Source organism: Paenibacillus sp. strain BS8-2, from assembly GCF_054483835.1.
Map to the genome: position 1 here is coordinate 5,715,252 of NZ_CM137010.1, position 18,616 is coordinate 5,733,867.

15 protein-coding genes are annotated in these 18,616 nt (G+C 51.3%); 2 read left to right on the forward strand and 13 right to left on the reverse strand.

Going from position 1 to position 18,616, the window contains the following annotated elements:
• Nucleotides 1–187 precede the first annotated feature (187 nt).
• The gene (locus tag ACX1C1_RS24705) at nt 188–1,483 is read right to left on the reverse strand and encodes a hemolysin family protein (protein WP_458954768.1); all 1,296 of its coding nucleotides are present in this window, start codon (nt 1,481–1,483) and stop codon (nt 188–190) included.
• 284 nt (nt 1,484–1,767) lie between these two features.
• Between ACX1C1_RS24705 and ACX1C1_RS24710 the strand changes: the two genes are divergently transcribed.
• Nucleotides 1,768–2,376, forward strand: coding sequence for a copper resistance CopC family protein (locus tag ACX1C1_RS24710; protein ID WP_458954769.1), 609 nt, complete (start codon nt 1,768–1,770; stop codon nt 2,374–2,376).
• Nucleotides 2,352–3,458, forward strand: coding sequence for a copper resistance D family protein (locus tag ACX1C1_RS24715; protein ID WP_458954770.1), 1,107 nt, complete (start codon nt 2,352–2,354; stop codon nt 3,456–3,458). The genes ACX1C1_RS24710 and ACX1C1_RS24715 overlap by 25 nt, the downstream gene beginning before the upstream one ends.
• Nucleotides 3,459–3,755: 297 nt before the next feature.
• Here the strand turns inward: ACX1C1_RS24715 and ACX1C1_RS24720 are convergent, their stop codons facing one another.
• From ACX1C1_RS24720 to ACX1C1_RS24775, 12 genes are all read right to left on the reverse strand, one after another.
• Nucleotides 3,756–4,634 (reverse strand): glycoside hydrolase family 43 protein, encoded by an 879-nt coding sequence (locus ACX1C1_RS24720; RefSeq protein ID WP_458954771.1) that lies wholly within the window; start codon nt 4,632–4,634, stop codon nt 3,756–3,758.
• Between the two features lie 15 nt (nt 4,635–4,649).
• Nucleotides 4,650–6,314: an MGH1-like glycoside hydrolase domain-containing protein gene (locus ACX1C1_RS24725; protein WP_458954772.1), complete on the reverse strand. Its 1,665-nt coding sequence runs from the start codon at nt 6,312–6,314 to the stop codon at nt 4,650–4,652.
• A gap of 19 nt (nt 6,315–6,333) precedes the next feature.
• Nucleotides 6,334–7,680, reverse strand: a complete 1,347-nt coding sequence (locus ACX1C1_RS24730) for an ABC transporter substrate-binding protein (protein ID WP_458954773.1) — start codon at nt 7,678–7,680, stop codon at nt 6,334–6,336.
• A 141-nt stretch (nt 7,681–7,821) separates the two neighbouring features.
• A complete protein-coding gene (locus tag ACX1C1_RS24735; RefSeq protein ID WP_458954774.1) occupies nt 7,822–8,673 on the reverse strand; it encodes a carbohydrate ABC transporter permease in 852 nt (283 codons plus the stop codon).
• A gap of 8 nt (nt 8,674–8,681) precedes the next feature.
• Nucleotides 8,682–9,596: a carbohydrate ABC transporter permease gene (locus tag ACX1C1_RS24740; RefSeq protein ID WP_458954775.1), complete on the reverse strand. Its 915-nt coding sequence runs from the start codon at nt 9,594–9,596 to the stop codon at nt 8,682–8,684.
• Between the two features lie 83 nt (nt 9,597–9,679).
• The gene (locus tag ACX1C1_RS24745) at nt 9,680–11,278 is read right to left on the reverse strand and encodes a response regulator (RefSeq protein ID WP_458954776.1); all 1,599 of its coding nucleotides are present in this window, start codon (nt 11,276–11,278) and stop codon (nt 9,680–9,682) included.
• On the reverse strand, nt 11,253–13,073 hold the full coding sequence (locus ACX1C1_RS24750) for a sensor histidine kinase (protein WP_458954777.1): 1,821 nt from the start codon (nt 13,071–13,073) through the stop codon (nt 11,253–11,255). Before ACX1C1_RS24750 ends, ACX1C1_RS24745 begins: the two co-directional genes overlap by 26 nt.
• 96 nt (nt 13,074–13,169) lie before the next feature.
• Nucleotides 13,170–13,997 carry a (2Fe-2S)-binding protein gene (locus ACX1C1_RS24755; RefSeq protein WP_458954778.1) on the reverse strand — a complete coding sequence of 276 codons (828 nt, stop codon included), beginning with the start codon at nt 13,995–13,997 and terminating at the stop codon, nt 13,170–13,172.
• A 17-nt stretch (nt 13,998–14,014) separates the two neighbouring features.
• Complete coding sequence (locus tag ACX1C1_RS24760) at nt 14,015–15,019, reverse strand: ABC transporter substrate-binding protein (protein ID WP_458954779.1); 1,005 nt, start codon at nt 15,017–15,019, stop codon at nt 14,015–14,017.
• Nucleotides 15,020–15,122: 103 nt separating this feature from the next.
• Nucleotides 15,123–16,748: an AraC family transcriptional regulator gene (locus ACX1C1_RS24765; RefSeq protein ID WP_458954780.1), complete on the reverse strand. Its 1,626-nt coding sequence runs from the start codon at nt 16,746–16,748 to the stop codon at nt 15,123–15,125.
• A 14-nt stretch (nt 16,749–16,762) separates the two neighbouring features.
• Entirely contained in the window at nt 16,763–17,221 is a 459-nt protein-coding gene (locus ACX1C1_RS24770) for an NUDIX hydrolase (protein ID WP_458954781.1), read from the reverse strand.
• Nucleotides 17,222–17,297: 76 nt separating this feature from the next.
• On the reverse strand, nt 17,298–18,602 hold the full coding sequence (locus ACX1C1_RS24775) for a replication-associated recombination protein A (RefSeq protein WP_458954782.1): 1,305 nt from the start codon (nt 18,600–18,602) through the stop codon (nt 17,298–17,300).
• Between the last annotated feature and the right edge of the window lie 14 nt (nt 18,603–18,616).

Here is an 18,616-nt window from a genome sequence, read left to right on the forward strand (position 1 = left end):
GTGTATCGGATAATTGGAACACCGATGCATTGTACCAGCCCATGGAATCGAAGCGCCGAATCAGGCTATCCGCATATTCGTCGTCGAACGTACGAATTACCTTTTTGTCTGACCCCAAATAGACCAGCCCTCCGGCGCCGGGATTCCGGAAAATATTCAGCTTTGATTGAAAATCTTCATCTAGCTGTCATTCTGCCGCCATTCGCCCTTCTCCTTCATACCGAATCGTAATGCGGGAGATACGCAGATGACGCGTTTCTTCAATTTCAAATACATATTTGCCCTGCACAACAATCGTTTGACTGATGATTGGAGGCGAGTCGATCTGGGCATACAGCCAGCCGCCTATGGTCTCATAGTTGTCCGTGCTGATTGACAGGCTGAAGAATCCGTTCACTTCCTCAATAAGCAACAATCCGCTAACCGAATAGGAGCCGTCTTCCCTCTTCACGATATCCGAGATATCGGAATCGAATTCATCCCGAATGTCGCCCACAATTTCTTCCATAATATCCTCAAGCGTCACCAGCCCGGAGGTGCCGCCGAACTCGTCGATGAGGATGGCAATCTGGCTGGCGCTGCGCTGCATAAGCTTCAGGAGCACGCTGATTGGGATCGATTCCGGTACGGTTGTGACAGGTCTGGTCAAGCTCTTGATCGGCCTCGTAGACTCGGCGGATTCTTTGAGCAAATCCTTAATATGGACAAATCCGATAATATTGTCTTTGTCATGCTCACAGACGGGGTAACGGGTACGCATATGCATGATGGCAATGGTCACATTCGCTTTAAGTGACAGCCCTGCCTTGAGGCAGATCATCTCCGTGCGGGGGATCATAATTTCGCGGGCGGTTGTTTCGGTGAATTCGAAGATGTTATCGAAGAGCGTTAGCTCGGTTTGGTCGATATACCCACTCTGGTGACTTTCTTTCATTAATGTCCGCAAATCGGCTTCAGTATGCGCATCCATCTGCCCGTTAGCGGGCTCGATCCCAAGCAGCGGCAATAGTAAGTTCGCTATACGCATCAGCAGCCTGACCGCCGGTAAGAGAGGCATGAGCATCAGTCTTAGCGGCCTTGCCAATACAACCAGAGCTGCCTCTGGATTGCGCTCGGCTACCCTAGTCGGGATTAGCTCCCCGACTACCAATAGCAAGGAAATATTAATTCCATAGGCTATGCTAAAGGACACTGCAGTTAACACAATCGAAGGTATTGCGCCGATCAATTCCAGCAATGGGGAGATGTGTCTAACCGCAGTCCAATAGCTTAGCAAACCTACGCCGATCACGACGAGGACCTTGCAGATCCGACATGCAGCTGCGTATAATTCACGGTTCACGTAAAAATGGTCGGCCCTCCCTTCGAGCCGATTGTTGCGTGCATGCGCGATGGAAGACAGTCCCGCTGCACAAAGTGCATGTATAGCAATGAGGATAAGCGCGACAATGAACGACCAGCCTAGCGATAAGGGCTCACTCAAGCTTCATTCTGCCTGTCGCCGCATGCCGAATAAGCATTGCTGGCAGCAGGCGCACCTCCCTTGCAGAAGACTGGATATCATGAATGATGTATATTCAATATAGCTTTTCCTTTATGATCGACAGATGGATCAACACCTCACCTTTTCATAGAATGTTCAACACTTTGCAACCAAAACAACACGGCCGCTGCATCAAGCCGTCTCCCAATTTGGTATAATGGGTTCAGCCGTGAGGTCAGCAAACGACCAGTACCATTACAAGTTTATCTAGGAGGTTTACATTCATGAAACGAATCATCTTGATTTGCCTTGCGCTCATTTGGCTGTTGCCGCAGGCCGCGCTAGCCCATTCCAAATTGGAAGAATCTGTGCCGGAGAAGGATTCTGTATCCGAGACCTCGCCGCAGGAGATTCGATTAACCTTTAATACCCGTATCGAAAAAATAAGTGACTTCAAGTTATTTGACTCCGCGGGTAACGAAATTGCTCTCGGCAAAACCGGCGTAGAAGGTGCAACGATGTCCAATCGACCTGCCGCTCCGCTCGACAATGGCGTCTACAAGGTCAAATGGACAATTGTCGGAGCGGACAGCCATGCGATCGAAGGCGAATACAGCTTCTCTGTAGAGGCTCACGCAGCTTCTCCAACACCTGAACCTACGGCGGCACCTGCAGCATCTCCTTCGGCCGTACCGGATAACACAGAGCAACCAACCGGTACCCCGTCAGCGTCCCCAACTGCCGATGCGGAAGCCAGCCCGTCTCCAGTCCCTGATTCGGAGCAGACGGACTCGGATAACAACGAATCCGGCATGTCGCCATTATTCGCGATCGGCGGAGTCATACTTGTTGTTGCAGTTGCCGCTGTATGGATTCGAAGAAGGAAGCCATGATCTATATTAGCGAAGGCTTGTTATATATCTGCTTCGCAATCCTAATGGGCACACTCCTGCTTAAGATTGTGCCCGAGCGCTTCAAGCCCGATATCCACGTGCCGAATGGCCTCCTGCTCGTTTGCACGGCGGCTATTCCCGTGTTGTCGTTTATCCCGCTCCATCAGCTCGCCACACAGTTCTCCTCAGAATTTGATATATCTTACGGGGAGATGATGCGAAGTATCTTAATTGACGTCAATTCGGGCAAAGCATGGATTTGGACGGTGGTCGGCTCCGCAGGGCTATTGACCCTTCTAGGTGTCAAGTTATTCCGTAATGACCGTCATATGCCGAAGATCGCCTTGTTCGTCACTTTGCTACTCATCGTCTGGCTTGGATACGCCAGTCATGCATCGTCGCTCAGTCCAACAAAAGGATTACTTGTACATACGGCTCATTTTCTTGGCTTCTCGGCATGGATTGGCATTCTGTTCGTTGCTGGCTGGTTCGCGCGGAGCAGCAATCATTGGCCGGCTTTCCTGAACTGGTTCTCACCCGTTGCGATTGGATCCGTTATCCTGACCTTGGCCGCCGGCTTCACGCTAATGACGTTTACGACGCCTGATTACGTCAAATCGTGGATCTTGCCCTATGGTCAAGCTTTGTTGATTAAACATGTACTCATACTGCCACTGCTTGTATTCGCATTTACGAACGGGTTCTTATACAAAAGGATGGCTGCAGCAAATGAACATTTTAATCCTCGTGTATGGCTAAAAGCAGAAAGCGTCATCGCCATGCTCGTCCTTGCGGCAACCGGCGTGCTCGGACAACAATCGCCTCCGCACGATGTTCGCGAGACGTTGCAATCGGTATCGCCTGCCCCCCTCTTCACACGAATCTTCCAGGGGCCGTACAGCCCGGATATGGAATTATCATTTTCGCTGACGAGCAGCGGGCTGTTGTTGTTTGCTGCTGCTTTAATTATGCTTGGCGGCATTATCGCGATGTTTCGGGCACAGCGTCCAGCTATCGCGCTAGTGATGGGCTTGTTCGCCACGGCTTTCGCTTACCTTGGCGCGATGTTCTCCATGACTTAACAACAGAAGCAGCTCTTCGAGCTGTAAGTGTTTTGTATGACGTAACGAATGTCAGCAATAAACAGACTGACTCTAGAAATGGAAACAGCGGCAGCCAAAGACACGTAAGGCGTGTCCTAGACTGCCGCTATTTTATTAAACGAGACTCTGCTTAAGCGCCTCTTGCCGCTTATTGATTTTCGCATGCTACCCGTTTGTTTCGGGTTAAATCGCCATGCGGATATGCTTTCGGCGCTACAACCCGATTTATGCGGGTTCCCAGAACGCATTTGATCAACAATAGCGCTTAACTCGGGCTTACGCTAACATACGTCCGTCTTCATCCAACCGCAAGAACTTAGGTCGTTCCTCCGGCGTCCGGTTAGGCGCGTGTATCGCCAGCAGCTGTTGGCCTTCAAAGGTTCGGAACACCATGCCATGACCTCCGTCGTCGCGGTATAGCGGTTCATCCGATTGCTCCCATGGTCCCAAGACATTGCCAGAGGGTGAACGTGCCACGCCGAGGGCATATCGATTGTCGATGAAGCTAGCCCAGAGCATGTTAAGCGAACCGTCCTCGCCTTGAAACAAATAAGGACCATCCGTCACGTAATTGTTGCGGCCAGGGTACCGATTATGCAAGAACGGCGTAGTCCACGGCGCTTGAGACGCCTTAAACAATAACACGGGCTCTCCCTCCGCGCGCCTAAAGTCTGTCGAAAGCCTGACTGCGCACACCTCGCCGTCTCCCGTCTGCTGCCATTCGTGACAGAAGATCATCCACGGCTGTCTTTCGCCGTCCAGATAGAGGCTTCCGTCCAGCGAACTCCATTCTGCAGGCGTGACCGGTCCGTCGCTATGCGGGACAAATGGACCAAGCGGGCTGTCTGCTGTCAGCACGGCCGTGCCGAGCAAGCCGTTATCCTTGCGGCGGAACGTCGCGAACATCAACCAACGTTCCTCGACCGGATATACCTCAGGCGCCCAGAAGTTAGTGTCAGAATAGAAAGCCTCGTCCGGACGGAACACCGGCAGAGGCCCCTCCCATGCTTTTAAATCCTCGCTGACATATACATCGAAGCCTGTTCCCTTGCCCCAGATGTTGGCGTCTGTACTGCCGTACATGTAATACCGCCCTTCCCGCTCCAGCGGAACGACGAACGGATCACGGATCTGTATCTGCTCCAGCGTCTTCAAGCTGCATGCCTCCTCTTATTCGTATGTGGGGTAGACGATGCCGATCTCCTGGACGCTGACGAACGCCCCATCCCTGTATGCCAACACTTCGTTGCCTTTGACCTCGAAGGGAATTGCCGCTCCATCAAACTGAAGTTCACCGCTAACTGTCTGTACGGTCATGCCGGTCACGCCAAGAAGCTCTCCTTGACGATTTGTCCTCACTCGAATCCCGCCGGGGAACGTCATCCATACCCTGCCTTCACGATAAAGCGTGGAACTCACTTTGCCGTTAAGCAGCTCGTATCGAATACCGTCTATCCATCTGCTATACGCCGTTTCTTCAGCAATCTCTTCGCCATGGTCCATTGGATAAGGCCGTAGTGCCGTAAACCAGAGCTCACCTTCCGGCGTAGGGCGTATGCCGCATAGCCTTTCGACGAAGTCCAACACGCACAGAATAGAAGGCGAATAAACCTCTGTGAACCCTTCTTCTCCCGTCCATGGACTGATGGTCTGCGCGAATCGTTTCATACGCGCGGCTGCGGATACAATCGGCTGTAGAACCCAAGTCAGCTCGACATGCCGCCCGTGTTTCTCGAACGCATGAGGCGCCCTAATGATACTCAAGAAATTGGAAGTGCCTCCCCAAGTGTTATATGCAGAGGAAGGATCAAATCTGGGATCATCCATCGCGATGGACGTAAACGGATATTTGGCAAAAAACTTGCGTGTATTGAGCAAATAACGCTGCAGCATCTCATCAAAGAAGGCGCGGTCTCCGACTTCGCAGGCCATCACCCGCAGCAGCACATCGGACTGAAGTCGCACGAATCGGTTATGTCGATCTCGGTCATAAAAGAATGTATCCCTCTCGTCAAAGCAATGGGCGAACAGGCTCTCCAGCGTCTGCTCTGCTTTGGCGCTCCATCCAGCTGCGGGCAGCCCTAACGTGTCCGCTATCTTTGCCAGATACAACCGCTGGCAATAGACATTGGCGGTCAGATCCGGCGCAAGGAATGGAAGCAGCGGTGAATGAGGATCGACAGACGCGGGATCGCCTCCGTGAGGTGTGTCCGGCACATGCCAGAATCTCGGCGACAGATCATGCCCGGTGTCAAAGGTGCTAAACGCTTCGATACAGCCCGTTCCGCGCGTATTGCGATATTGCATCAGCCAATCGTCGTAACGCTCCATGGCGCTATACATGCGGGAGAGGAAAGTCTCACTTCCCGGGTTCGGGTTCATCCGATAATGATTCCATACGGACCTTGCAAGAGGAGTCACTAGCTGAATTTGTCGAAAGACGGGACCGTTCTCCGTAACCTTATACGGGATTAACCCGTCCTCCCGCTGATGTTCGGCAAATGCAGCGAACGTCGATTCCGCGACGGAGGGCACGAATCGAGACAGCAGCTCCGCGTTAATCGTGCCCGTGCTCTCCAGCCAGCAGCCTCTGTAGACGCCGCCCTCGTGCAGGATGGGCGTCCTATTCGCGCCTGTTGGCACGATACAGCTCAGCAGCGCTTGCATCGCGTTGCTGTGTGTGTCCTCTAGCATACCGGAAGACGCCGCGAACGCGACGCCTCCCCTATCCCATTCTGCTGCGATTGCTTGATGCTCGCTACTTGTACCGGCCGCAATAGCTAACGTTTGCACGGTTGTGCGGTTTCGCAGCTTTTCTAGCAATTGTTCATTCATCTCAAGCGATCACCTGCCGTTATTGGTTGCTATTAAATATTTTAACCGCGTTCTCGTAGAAGTCCTTGACCGCCTGCTCGACCGTCTTGCGTCCAAAACCAATTTCTTGAACCGTTGTTTTGCCCATCTTCTCGAATTCGGCATTTCCTGGAGGATTATAGCTGACTGCGAACGGCTCTGTCTTCGTTGCCTCGGATACCCGGCTCGTGTAGTCGTAGACGATTTTGTCGACATCGCTTGCATCGGCTTCCAGCACGCTGCGGTTCTTCGATGTCACAGGCACACCGCGGTTGTTACCGAGAATTTTGGCCGCCTCTTGATCGTTAATAAAGAAGCTGATCAGCATCGCGACTTCCTTAGGGTGCTCCGTCTTTGCATAACCCGACAAACCTTGGCTGGATTCGAATACGACGCCTGTTCCCTTAGGACCCCTTGGCAGCTGAACCATCGTCAGCGGATCTTCCGTAAGGCCTTGGTACGCGCCAAGCTGATTGGATGGAATCAGGTTCATTGCGGCTTTGCCAGATGTGATCAGCGATTTGCTTGGATCATCGATCGGATGCGATACCGCCAGCTCTGGCGTAACTACACCGCCGCCTTCGGTCGTCTTGGCCCAGTAGCCAAACCAATCAAGTGCGTGTTTCTCTTCGAAGCCTAGCTTGCCAGCCGTCATGTCATAGAGCTGTGCGCCATTTTGCTTATAAGCGATGTCCATGCCTTCGTACGTAAAGTTGTATGTGCCGTAGAAACCTTCGCCAAGTTTTGCCGATAGCTCATTGCTGATGCGGGCATAATCATCCCAATTCCAACCGTCCTGAGGTACAGGAATGCCAGCTTGTTCGAACAGCTTCGTATTGACGACGATTCCCCTTGCATTCGCCCCTGCAGATACGTGGACCAGCTTGTCTTTGAGCGTGCCATACTGGATCATCGCAGGATCCATGTCGGAGAGATCCAGCTCTGCGCCAACGTAAGGCGTCAGATCGAGAAGCACATCCTTGTTGGCGTAATCGACTACGTTGCCGCCCAAGAAGAAGATATCAGATGCCGTTCCGGAGGCCAGTTGGGTATTCAGCTTGTCAAAGTAGCCTGACGAAGGTGCGAATTCGCCGATAACCTTGATGTTCGGATTTTTGTCCATGAACAGCTGCAGCACTTCGTTCGTAATGTCAGCGCGCTTCTGATCGCCCCACCACATCACGCGAAGCTCTACCTGCTCTCCTCCGCTAGTGTTGCTGCCGCCAGTATTGCTTGTTGGGCTAGGCGAGCTGCTTGCCGCGCCTCCCGATCCCGTTCCACCAGAGCAAGCTGTAGCCAGCATGCTGATCGCAACTACCGCTCCGACTGCCATTTGACGTTTAATCATGTCGATCTCCCCCATTATTGTGAATGTATTATGATCGTGATACGACTTCACCTTACAACGTCATCTTACCGAATGATTGAAAGAAGGAGCATACCATTCCTTCGGCACTTGACTTATCATTTTTTCGGGTATCCCATTGGCCTACTTCAGTCCTGTTGTTGCTATCCCTTCCAAGAAATAACGCTGGAAAATGAGGAATACGGCTGTGATCGGAAGGAGCGACAAGGCTGACATGGCTAGCAGCGCTCCCCAATCCGAAGATCCGCTAGGATCGAACAATGCCCGGATACCAAGCTGAACGGTAAACAAACGGATATCGCTCAAATAGATCATTTGGCTAAAGAAATCGTCCCACGTCCAAATGAAGGTAAATATAGCGGTCGTGATCAGCGCTGGCGTCAACAGCGGCAGCATGATGCGGAAATAGATTTGTTTGTAGTTGCAGCCATCAATCGTCGCGCTTTCGTCCAAATCCTTGGGGATTCCCCGGATAAACTGGACCATAAGTAGAATAAAGAACGAGTCGGTAGCCAGCCACTTCGGCAGGACTAGCGGATAATACGTGTTAATCCAGTGCAGCTCGTTGAAGATGATATATTGAGGCACCAGCGTCACATGGTACGGCAGCATGATCGTCACAAGCATCAAAGCGAACCATAACTTGCCAAGCGAAAACTTTAATCTTGCAAACGCGAACGCGGCAAGCGAGCAGGTCACGACGTTGCCTAATACGCTAAGGATGGAGATAACGAATGAATTGGCGAAGAATCGACCGAAGGAAATCCCTTGGAAGCCCGCCCAGCCGTTCTTGTAATTATCCAGCGTAAATGTTGCGGGCCATAAGGACGGGTCAGAGAAGATCAGCTGATTCGGCTTGAAGGAGCTTGCGATCAGCCATAACACGGGATAGATCATCAGCAGCCCTAGGGCGATGACAGGCAGGTGCTTAAGCGGCTCGGCTATCCTTGCCTTCATGGCAGTTGCGTTGGTCATAGCTTAACCTACCTCCCTTCCTTATTATCGCCGTAGAATACCCAGTATTTGGAGGTAACGAAGATGACCGCAGTCATTAATCCGATAATCAACAGCAGAATCCATGCGAGCGCAGAGGCGTATCCCATATCAAAGAACGAGAAACCTTTTAGATACAGATACAAGGTATAGAACATCGTCGCGTCCAGCGGACCGCCCCGGCCGTCCCCGATAACAAAGGCAGGCGTAAACGTCTGGAAGGAGTTGATAACGCCCATAACGAGGTTGAAGAAAATGACGGGCGTTAGCATGGGCAACGTAATACGGCTGAACCGTCTCCAGCCGTTAGCGCCGTCCACCTGCGCCGCTTCGTACAGATCGGCGGGGATCTGCTTCAGACCCGCGAGGAAGATCACCATCGCCGATCCAAACTGCCATACGGAGAGCGTCACGATCGTATGGATGATGTAATCGGGATGAGCGATCCAGGACGGACCTTCGATGCCGAGCCAAGCCAGCGCACGATTGACCGCTCCGGTTCCGTCAAAAATTTGGCGCCAAACGATCGCAATGGCCACGCTGCCTCCCAGCAGAGAAGGAATATAATAGACCGTCCGATACAAGCCGATTGCTCGCAGCCCTTTGTTAAGCACCATAGCGATCATCAGCGCGAACGCCAGCTTAAGCGGTACGGAGAGGAACACATATTTGAACGTCAGCCATAACGAGCCGCGGAACGTGTCGTCCTCTGCAAAGATGCGGGCGTAGTTCTCAAGTCCAATCCAGGTCGGCGGGGAAAGCAAATTGTATTTGGTCAATGATAAGTACAGCGAGCCGGCCATCGGTCCGGCAGTCAATAGGAAAAATCCGAGCAGCCAAGGCAGCAGAAACAAATACGCAGTCTGGTTCTGCTCGCGGGCCAAGGATTTACGTGGTGTTCCCATGGCAAAGCCCCCTTCGAATGATAGATACACGGCACTTGCGGACCGTATATTCATCATAAGCAAGGAGGCTGCGCGTTAACATCTTATTTCTTCGGGAGTTCGCTATCGTTTTTTTCAGATGGGCGCTGGCGGTATTCGGACGGAGACATCCCATACATACGTTTGAATCGTGAGCTGAAGTAGCTTGGGTTGGAGAAACCCGTCAGCTCGGAGATGTCCCACAGACCGAGTGAAGTTTCGTGAAGAAGCTTAGCCGCATGTCCCATCCGTACGTCCGAGACGTATTGGATGAAGGTCTTGCCCGTCTTCGCCTTAAACAGCTCCGAGAAATAGGACGGATTGTAGTTAAACTTTTCTGCGAGCGAAGTCAAGTTCAGCTCGTACATGTAATTTTCATCGATGTAGACGCGCGAGGCTTCAATGACGGACAATTCCGCATCCTCTCCACGCTCGCATAACCGGCTGATGACGGAAGCCGCCAGCTTGCGAATATGGGCCAACGCCAGTTCCGGCGTACGTAGCTGCAGCGCGACATCCGGTCGCAGCCATAGCGCGTCCCTGCCCTCCAGGGGGGAGCCGGCTTGCTCCGCAAAGGATTCCACAGCCAACTGCAATCGGAAGATCGTCTTCACAAACGCAGTTTTGGAGTAGCGCTGCGCCTGCACGAGGAGCTCTTCAACGATCCGGCCAAACGATTCCAGCTCCGCCTTCTTCAGTACACGCTGCAGCAGCTGAACCTTCTCCTCCGGCAGAAACGTCGGTTCCTCCGCTGGTCTCTCCGGCTGACGGACGTTGCTTTCGGATAGATGCCAAGCAAGCAGGGCGGTTGAGTATCCTTCCTTCCACTGGGCGAATCCCGTCACAGCTTCCCCCATGCCGATCGTAGGCTCGAAATCCAGATGACGGTGGACGGCCTCTCTGAGCACGTCCACAAAACGATTAGCTTCCGCTTTGTTGCCAAGGATGATGGCAAACATAAGACCAGGGTAATGCTCATCGCGGAATACCTGTACATGATCCTCTCTTACCTCAGCGAGCTCACAACAGAGGAGCTCGAAGGGAAGACGAAATGGATCGGCGTAGCGGCTCGCCTCACCGACATGGCGATCCAGGAGCCCCGCGCTTAAGAACCATACTGCGCCTTCATTCCAGTCATCCAGTCCAAATCGCTTCGCCCGCTCCAGCAACCCGCCCGAATCCGTCACGCCTCCTTTAGCCAATTGCAGGAGAAATTGAGACTTTAGCTCCTTATAATAGCGAGAGAGCTGCCATTCCATATCCTTCGCGCGCCTTGCATCCTCCACTTCCTTGTCGAGCTCCATCTTGACCTTCGCGAGTGCTTCCGTCAATTCGTCGCGCGCGACCGGCTTGAGCAAATAATGCCTCGCCTGGTGTCGGACTGCGGCATGCGCATACTGGAAATCCTCGTATCCGGTAATTACGATCAGACAGATTCCAGGCTCCAGTTTCCTGCAGGCTTCCAAGAACGATAAGCCATTCATTACCGGCATATTCATATCCGTAATCACGATATCGCATGGCTCATGCTCAAGCAATTCAAGCGCTTCCTGGCCGTTGGACGCTTCGCCTGATATTCGAAGGCCAAGTGCCTCCCAATCTACTTTAAGCCGGATACCTTGCCGGATTTCCTGCTCGTCATCCACGATCATCACGTTGTACATTGCCTTGTTCCTCCTGTATCGGAATGATAAGCACAATAGAAGCGCCGCCTCGTTCGCCAGTACCAACCTGGAACTCGAACAAACCTCCGTAATAAAGCCTGCAACGAGCGAGTACGTTGCTAAGTCCAATCTGCTTGCTCTTGCTGACTAGCACATCCTCCATCCTGGCATTCAGAGCCTTGTCCCGAAGCATCCGGATCGCTTCTTCCGGCAGGCCAGGTCCGTTGTCCTCCACCACGAGCCTAATGTGGTTTCCCACAAGCTCCGCTCTTACGTCCACATAAACTTCGGTGCTGTGCCTGAAACCGTATTTCACCGCGTTCTCGATGAGCGGCTGAAGAATAAACTTAATGACCGTTAAACGTTCCAGCCCTCCCGATCTTTCGATCGACAGGTGGAGTCGGTCACCGAATCGTATGCGAAGGATTGAGGCATAATCGCCTGCATATTTGAGCTCGTCCTGCAGACTCACAAGATCGTCGCTCATGCGCAGGGAGAACCGCATCATCCGCCCAAGGGACTCAATGACATCCACGTTATCTTCCGTCCGTTTCTGCATCGCAAGACTCATCATCAGCTCTAACGTGTTAAATAAGAAATGCGGATTAATCTGCATAAGCAGCGCCTTATATTCCGCCTGCTGACGAAGCAGCTTAAGCTCAAACTCCGTCTTGATGTGCCGGCGCAGCTGGACGACCATCTTGTGGAAGGTGGCTATCGCAAAACCAACCTCGTTGCGAAGTCCTTCTTCCTGCGGCAATCGCAGCTCCGCCTGTACGAAGTCTCCCCGTTGAACGTGGCGCATTGCTGCGATGAGGCGAGACAAGGGCTTCGAGATGCCATGCGACAGCCAAACGGCAAGTCCAACAGACAAGACCAGCAGCAGGGCAGCGATCAGAATCATATTTCGCCGAAGATCAAATAGCTCTGCATACATCTCGCTCTCCGGAACGATGCCGACCAACATCCAATTTGTTCGCTTCAGCTTCTTGAAAACAATGATCTCCCGTTCCCCGCCAGGAGCTTGCGAATGGATGACTCCCTGTTTGCTAACATTCTGCTTAATCATCCGAACCATCTCCGACCGTGCCTCCGTCAGTTCGAACCCTTCTTGGCCAAGCATTGGGAGTCCGTTGGAACCCAGCAGATAGATGGATCCCGTCACACCCAGATGAATCCGGTCCAGCGGCTCTAAGAAGTAGTCGGTGCTTACATTTATCTTCATGAAGGCGCTTGCATATTTAGGCTCAAACTCGGCGATGGGCATGATCATGCTGACTACAGGATTGTTGCTATTAAACCGCTGTTCAACGAGATCGACATGCCCCGCTACCCAGCGTTCCCCTTTCCCTTTAAAATCCCGGTACCAGCTCTCCTCAAGAAACATCGATTCTTCTTTGAACTGATTTTCCCCGCTTACCCATAACCCGTCATCGCGGTACACCGTCACACGTTGTACGCTCGTGTAGCTGTTAGTTGCTTGGGTCAAGAAGGCACTCATCTCCAGATTCGAGAGGATCCTCTCACCCGCGGACAGTCCCGGTTCACTGAGCAACTCGTCCCAGTTATGCGTCTTCTCGTTGTTAAATACGAGAGAGGCGACGTCATAGACCCCCATCTGGACCATATCCACATACGAACCGTACTCTTCCATCTTCTCAAGCGCAGAGGACTCGAGGTTGGACAATATAATAGACCGAGATTCGTTAAACAAGACGGCAGACAAAGCGCCGAACGACAACACAAACAATAAAATAAAGATTGCGATAAGTCTGCTCTTGAGCGAATAGAACATATCCTTCCTCCCAGCCTAGCTGCCTTTGCCCCAATTCGCTATTATCTTAGCACAGGTTCGTCCCGGAGACGAGTGTCGGTCGCCCAAGTATTCGCTTCATTTCGTCTGTTCGTCTTGATACGCCTTCCTCATTTCACTCCGTTTCCGCTCAGATATCCGTGGGCAAGTATAGCAGTAAACGCCCTCTTTCAAGCGGTAATAGAGGCAACAGGATGGTTTCTGCAGTACGACTTGCCCGTTTCCTTCCATCGACTCCACAAATCTGAGCGGACGATTGAACGGATTAGAGGTGAGTTGGAACGTGGAACTCTGCAGACTATTTACAACCGCGTTATAGTCATCTTCTATGTGTTGTCTCACTTGAGCTATGTTAGTATCCTGTGTCCACGATTGATATTCATGATATAGAGCAGCCAGCACTTGTCCCCATAAATCTCTGACACTCACTCCACTTACTTGACTCAACATGTTTAGAAGCGGAGTAAGCAACTGCCCATAAGCATACGCTAACACTTCCACCATCCGCTCACTGCGAGCGCAATCTTCTATTGCGTTATCACCGACCGACCATTTTTGGATTTCGCACAGAATGACTGGAAATTTTGACTGTTCTGTTTGTATAGAATAACTCGCATTTGACAGTTCCACCTTCAGAACTCGATTATAAGCGGATAACGTATAATGAGTGGCAAATGCAACCTCTGCGAACCAACCAGCTAGCGTAACCGCGGCGACTTCCATATCCTTTGTCTGCAGCAAAACAGCATATCGTTCGACGAACGCTAACATGACATCTTGATTCTGATGAAGCTCATGAGCCAGATAAGAATCGTTGCAAGGGGCATCGTGTATCATTCGGATCGAATACCCTCGTTCAATTGAAGAGGAGATCACCTCGCGGCAATCCCCTGTCCTATTATCCATATTGATCATCCATTCCATTATTTCTCGAATTTCGAAACGATGTCATCAATTGCATATTGATCCGATAGCGGCGACATGCCTAGATTGAACCACTCTATGCCACCTACCATATAGACCTGACCGCTCTTTACGGCTTTCAAGTTTTTCCATACTGAGTTGTCCGTTATCTGTTCGTACATCTGTTGAACCTCCGGGTCTTCTTCATCATTCAATTGAATGATAAGGTGATCGGGATTAAATTCGGGCATTTGTTCCATCGAAATCGTTAAGCTGCGTTCAGCTTGTGGGAACGTCGGCACAGGCTTAAGCCCCAATTGTTGATGGATAAAGCTGCCTCGATCAATCGTTTCGCCAAAAACGACTAATTCTTTTGGCATTACAATCATATATAAAACCGTTTCATCGCCAACCAATGTATCCAGCTTAGCTTTAGCCTCCTCGGCTTTCGTAGCTAGATCAGCAATAACTTGCTCTGCTTCAGCCTCTTTGCCTAGTACGGCGGCGATATCCTTCAATTCGTCTCTCCAGTTATCTCGTTCTGGCAGAAGGACTGTAGGAGCAATCTTCGTCAATTGATCATAACTAGCTTCCGACCACCAGACAGGCGTAAGAATAAGATCCGGATTTACAGCCATCATCCCTTCAAAGTTAGGCGTGCGGTTAATGCCTAGCTTCGTTGTATCTTTCATGACATCATTCATGTAAGTCGGGAATTCAGCATGATAGTTTTCGACCGCTATAGGCTTCACACCTAATGCAGCGAGAAAATCACCATAGACGACCGACATACCCACGATTCGCTCTGGTTGATTAGGGATTACGACATCCCCTTTGGCCGAGCTTACTGTACGTTCTTTGGGCTCCTCGTTCTGAGGTGCTTCTGTCGCTGGTTGATCAGATTCCTTAGGCGGGGTTACATTCTCGCCACCATTATCGACATTCCCGCATGCGCTCACAAATACGAGGCAAAGCAATAATAAGGCTTGTACGTATAAACGTTTCATTGTTGCACGATTCTTCATCTGTAATCCTCCTGAGTCATGACTCGATATTGATAATCATTATCTACAACCAGAAGTATAGCTTACCGCCGCAGATGAAAATAGTGACAATAAGGACCAATTGTTATGCACAATCAAGCCATCTTCGCAACAATTCATCCAATAATAGATCATGTGTAAAGGCAGTATATTCACCGAATGGCTCTGCCGAAAGAATATCTATCTTCCCTTGCTGCACTGCAGACAGCGAGTGCCAGCCTTGCAACTTCAGAAGCGTTGCCGATTGATTGCCCGGACCAAGCTCACTCTCCTCAATGACAATGATTCGTTCTGCTTGTATCTGATACAGATGTTCCAGCGAGATAGATGTATCCGTTGCATAGTTGGACAGGGGCGAGGCACTTGGGATGCCTAGATCATCATAAATAACGGATGCCGAACTATACTTTCCTGCTATATAACAGGAAAGACCTTTCACTTTCAGAACCAGCATTGTTTCTTTGCCAATCGTTTGCTCGATCTGCCCTTTAAGTCGATTCACCTTTAATTGATAATCCGCAAGCCAACGAACATAAACAGGCTCAGCCATAAGAAACTTTGCTAGATGGTGAAGCTGATGACGCCAGTCGCGCTGATGGGTTGGTACAAGACAAACATCCGCTATTGATCTCAGCTCCGCTTCTTCCTGCTGACTTACCTCGTGATCTAGCCCGATAATACAATCCACCTTAATGGTCTGGAGCGCTCGCAGCACTTCCGCTTTGTTGTCACTTAGCGGCAGCACTTTATCCGTATTAAACTTCCGTCTATAATAATGGGTCCATGGATGCGCATGAGGAGCGGCACATGGAGTAAATCCAAGAGCTAGCAATTGTCCGATCAGTTCAGGATGATAGGCGACTAATTGTCGATTCTGATTGCTGATATAGACGGCTGGTGGCACACCCGTTACCTGCTTGAATTTCCTTCTGAAATAACTGTCATCATGATAGCCTACATGTCTTGCAATATCGCGAATTCGGTGTCGCGCACCGGAGCGCATCAACCTTTGAGCTTCACCTATCCGAAATTTGGTGACATATTCGATGGCCCCGCATCCGAACTTCCGCTTAAATAAGCGAACGAAGTGCCGTTGGCTTATGTTGATACGTCCGGATAGTTCTTCTATGGTGAGATCCTCTTGATAATGAAGCTCTATATATTTCTTCACATCGTCCAGCGCATCTTCAAGGCCCAATTCTGTTGTCCGCAATCGATCTCTAATCAATCGATACACCAACTCATGGAACAGAATGCTTCCCCGTAGTCTTTCGAGTGATGTATTTTCCTTCCAAATAAGCTCTAGAGATTCGCATAGTGACCATATCGTAACAGGAGAAGAATGATGGATCATGCCTTTAAGCGGGATCAGATCCTGTGATGCGGTACTCGCTTCCTGTATACTGTCGAATTTGATGAGGAAGACGCCTTGCTCTGATCCCGATTGATGAAATTGGAATGAGCCGTCAATAAGCTGTCCTGTCGTGCAAACATAGGTACAGTTACTCACTAATTCGGTATACTTGCCGTCAACACTTATCTCGCCTGTACCTTGAGATGTAATAATCATGATGTGCGAATCGGCAAATTGTTTGATTAGCTCCCAACCTTTGTCGCCAGAACCAAGTTTCTCGATCGAACGTAGCTTCCACCAAGTCGTATCGAGCTCATCTAATTGAACTGCGCCTGAGGCTTGTTCAGATGAATGCATGTAGTCTACCCTCCCTAGTCCCAGCCCTCACTTTTGAACCAAAGCCGATCTTGATTTTCGTTCAATGCGCTCCTGACATACTCAATCATCTCATCTGGCAGCCTGTTAAGCGGGAACCACTTCAGTTCCTCGCATTTGTGCGGCTCCATATTCGTGATCTCGCCCATCCAACGGCTCGCGACAAGATAGAAGTCGATCCACTCCGACCCTGCCCCGCTCTGGTTTCTACGGTGGACAACGCCCTTAACCTCCAGGTCGGACGGGTCAATATCCACGCCGGCCTCTTCCTTCGCTTCCCGGATCGCGGCTGCTTTGACCTCCTCGTTGCCATCAATCCGTCCCGCGACTACGCTCCACTTCCCATCTTCAAACCCCGTATTCTTCCGCTTTAGCAGCAACACTTCATCCTTCTTGAAAAACAATAAATGAACCGCGCCATAAAAAACAGGCTGCCTTTTGGTGATAATCGTCATGTTGTCTCCTCATCCCTCTAGTTCGCTCATTTCTTCTTCCCCGGCATTCAAACCGCGCAAAAACAAACCAGCAGCTTCAAGTGGATCGCCGCTGCTGGTTTTGTTTGATCTTATTTTCTGTTCCCTGTTCCGTCGCTTGGTAGAACGTCTTTCCTGCGAGGGGATCCGGCAAGTATTGCTGTTTCACGTAATGGCCGGGATAATCATGCGGATACTTGTAGCCTTCATGACCTAGCTGAGCCGAACCTTTGTAGTGCGTGTCCCTCAAGTGAAGCGGTACCTCGGCATTGCCTGATCGTTCGATCACGTTCATGACGTTGCCGATGGCCACGGCGGTTGCGTTGGACTTAGGGCTCTCTACCGCGAACAGAATGGCTTGTGCGATATTGTATTTGGCCTCCGGCCAACCGATCTTATGGTAAGCGTCCATGGCCGTCACCGCCTGGATCATCGCTTGCGGATTCGCGAGCCCGATGTCTTCGCTGCAAGCCACGATAAGGCGGCGAATAAAGGTCATGGGATCCATGCCCAGCCGCTCCACTGCATATAGAAACCAATACAAAGCCGCGTCACTGGAGCCCCGGACGCTCTTATGGAACGCGGACAACACGTCGTATTGCGTCGACAGATCCGCCCGGATCGTCGGCTTGCGGATCGACTCTTGCGCCACCTCGAGCGTTAACCGGACCGAGCCGTCCGGCTCCGAAGGCGTCGTGACCGCCGCCAGCTCCAGCGCATTAAGCGCCCGTCTGATGTCGCCGCCTGCCATGGCCGCGATATGGTCAAGCGCATCGTTATCGGCATGCAGCGTCATAAAGCCAAGTCCGCGCTCCGCATCCACCAGCGCTCTGTTCATTGCATCCCGAGCATGTCGCTCCTCCAGCGCTTGCAGTTGGAACAACGTCGATCTCGACAACAAAGCCCCGTTGACATGATGGAACGGATTCTCGGTTGTCGCCCCGATAAAGATGATGATGCCCTGCTCGACCGCGGGCAGCAGCGCGTCTTGCCTCGATGTGTTAAACCTGTGCACCTCATCGAGGAACAAGATCGTCTTCTTGCCATATAACGTTTTGTTGGTGCGAGCCCGGTCGATCACGTCGCGGACATCCTTAACGGATGCATCCACGGCGTTCAGCTTGACGAAATCACCTTGGGTCGTAAGCGATATAATATGGGCTAGAGTCGTCTTGCCGCATCCGGGAGGGCCGTACAGCAGAATAGATGAGACCTGATCGCCTTGGATCGCTCTTCTAAGCAGCTTGCCTTCGCCTACGATATGTTCTTGTCCGATATATTCATCCAGCGTGCGCGGCCGCATCCGGTCGGCGAGCAGCTTGGCGCGCGGGGCTTCTTCTTCTTGCATCGTAAACAAATCCATGCAGCAGCTCAATC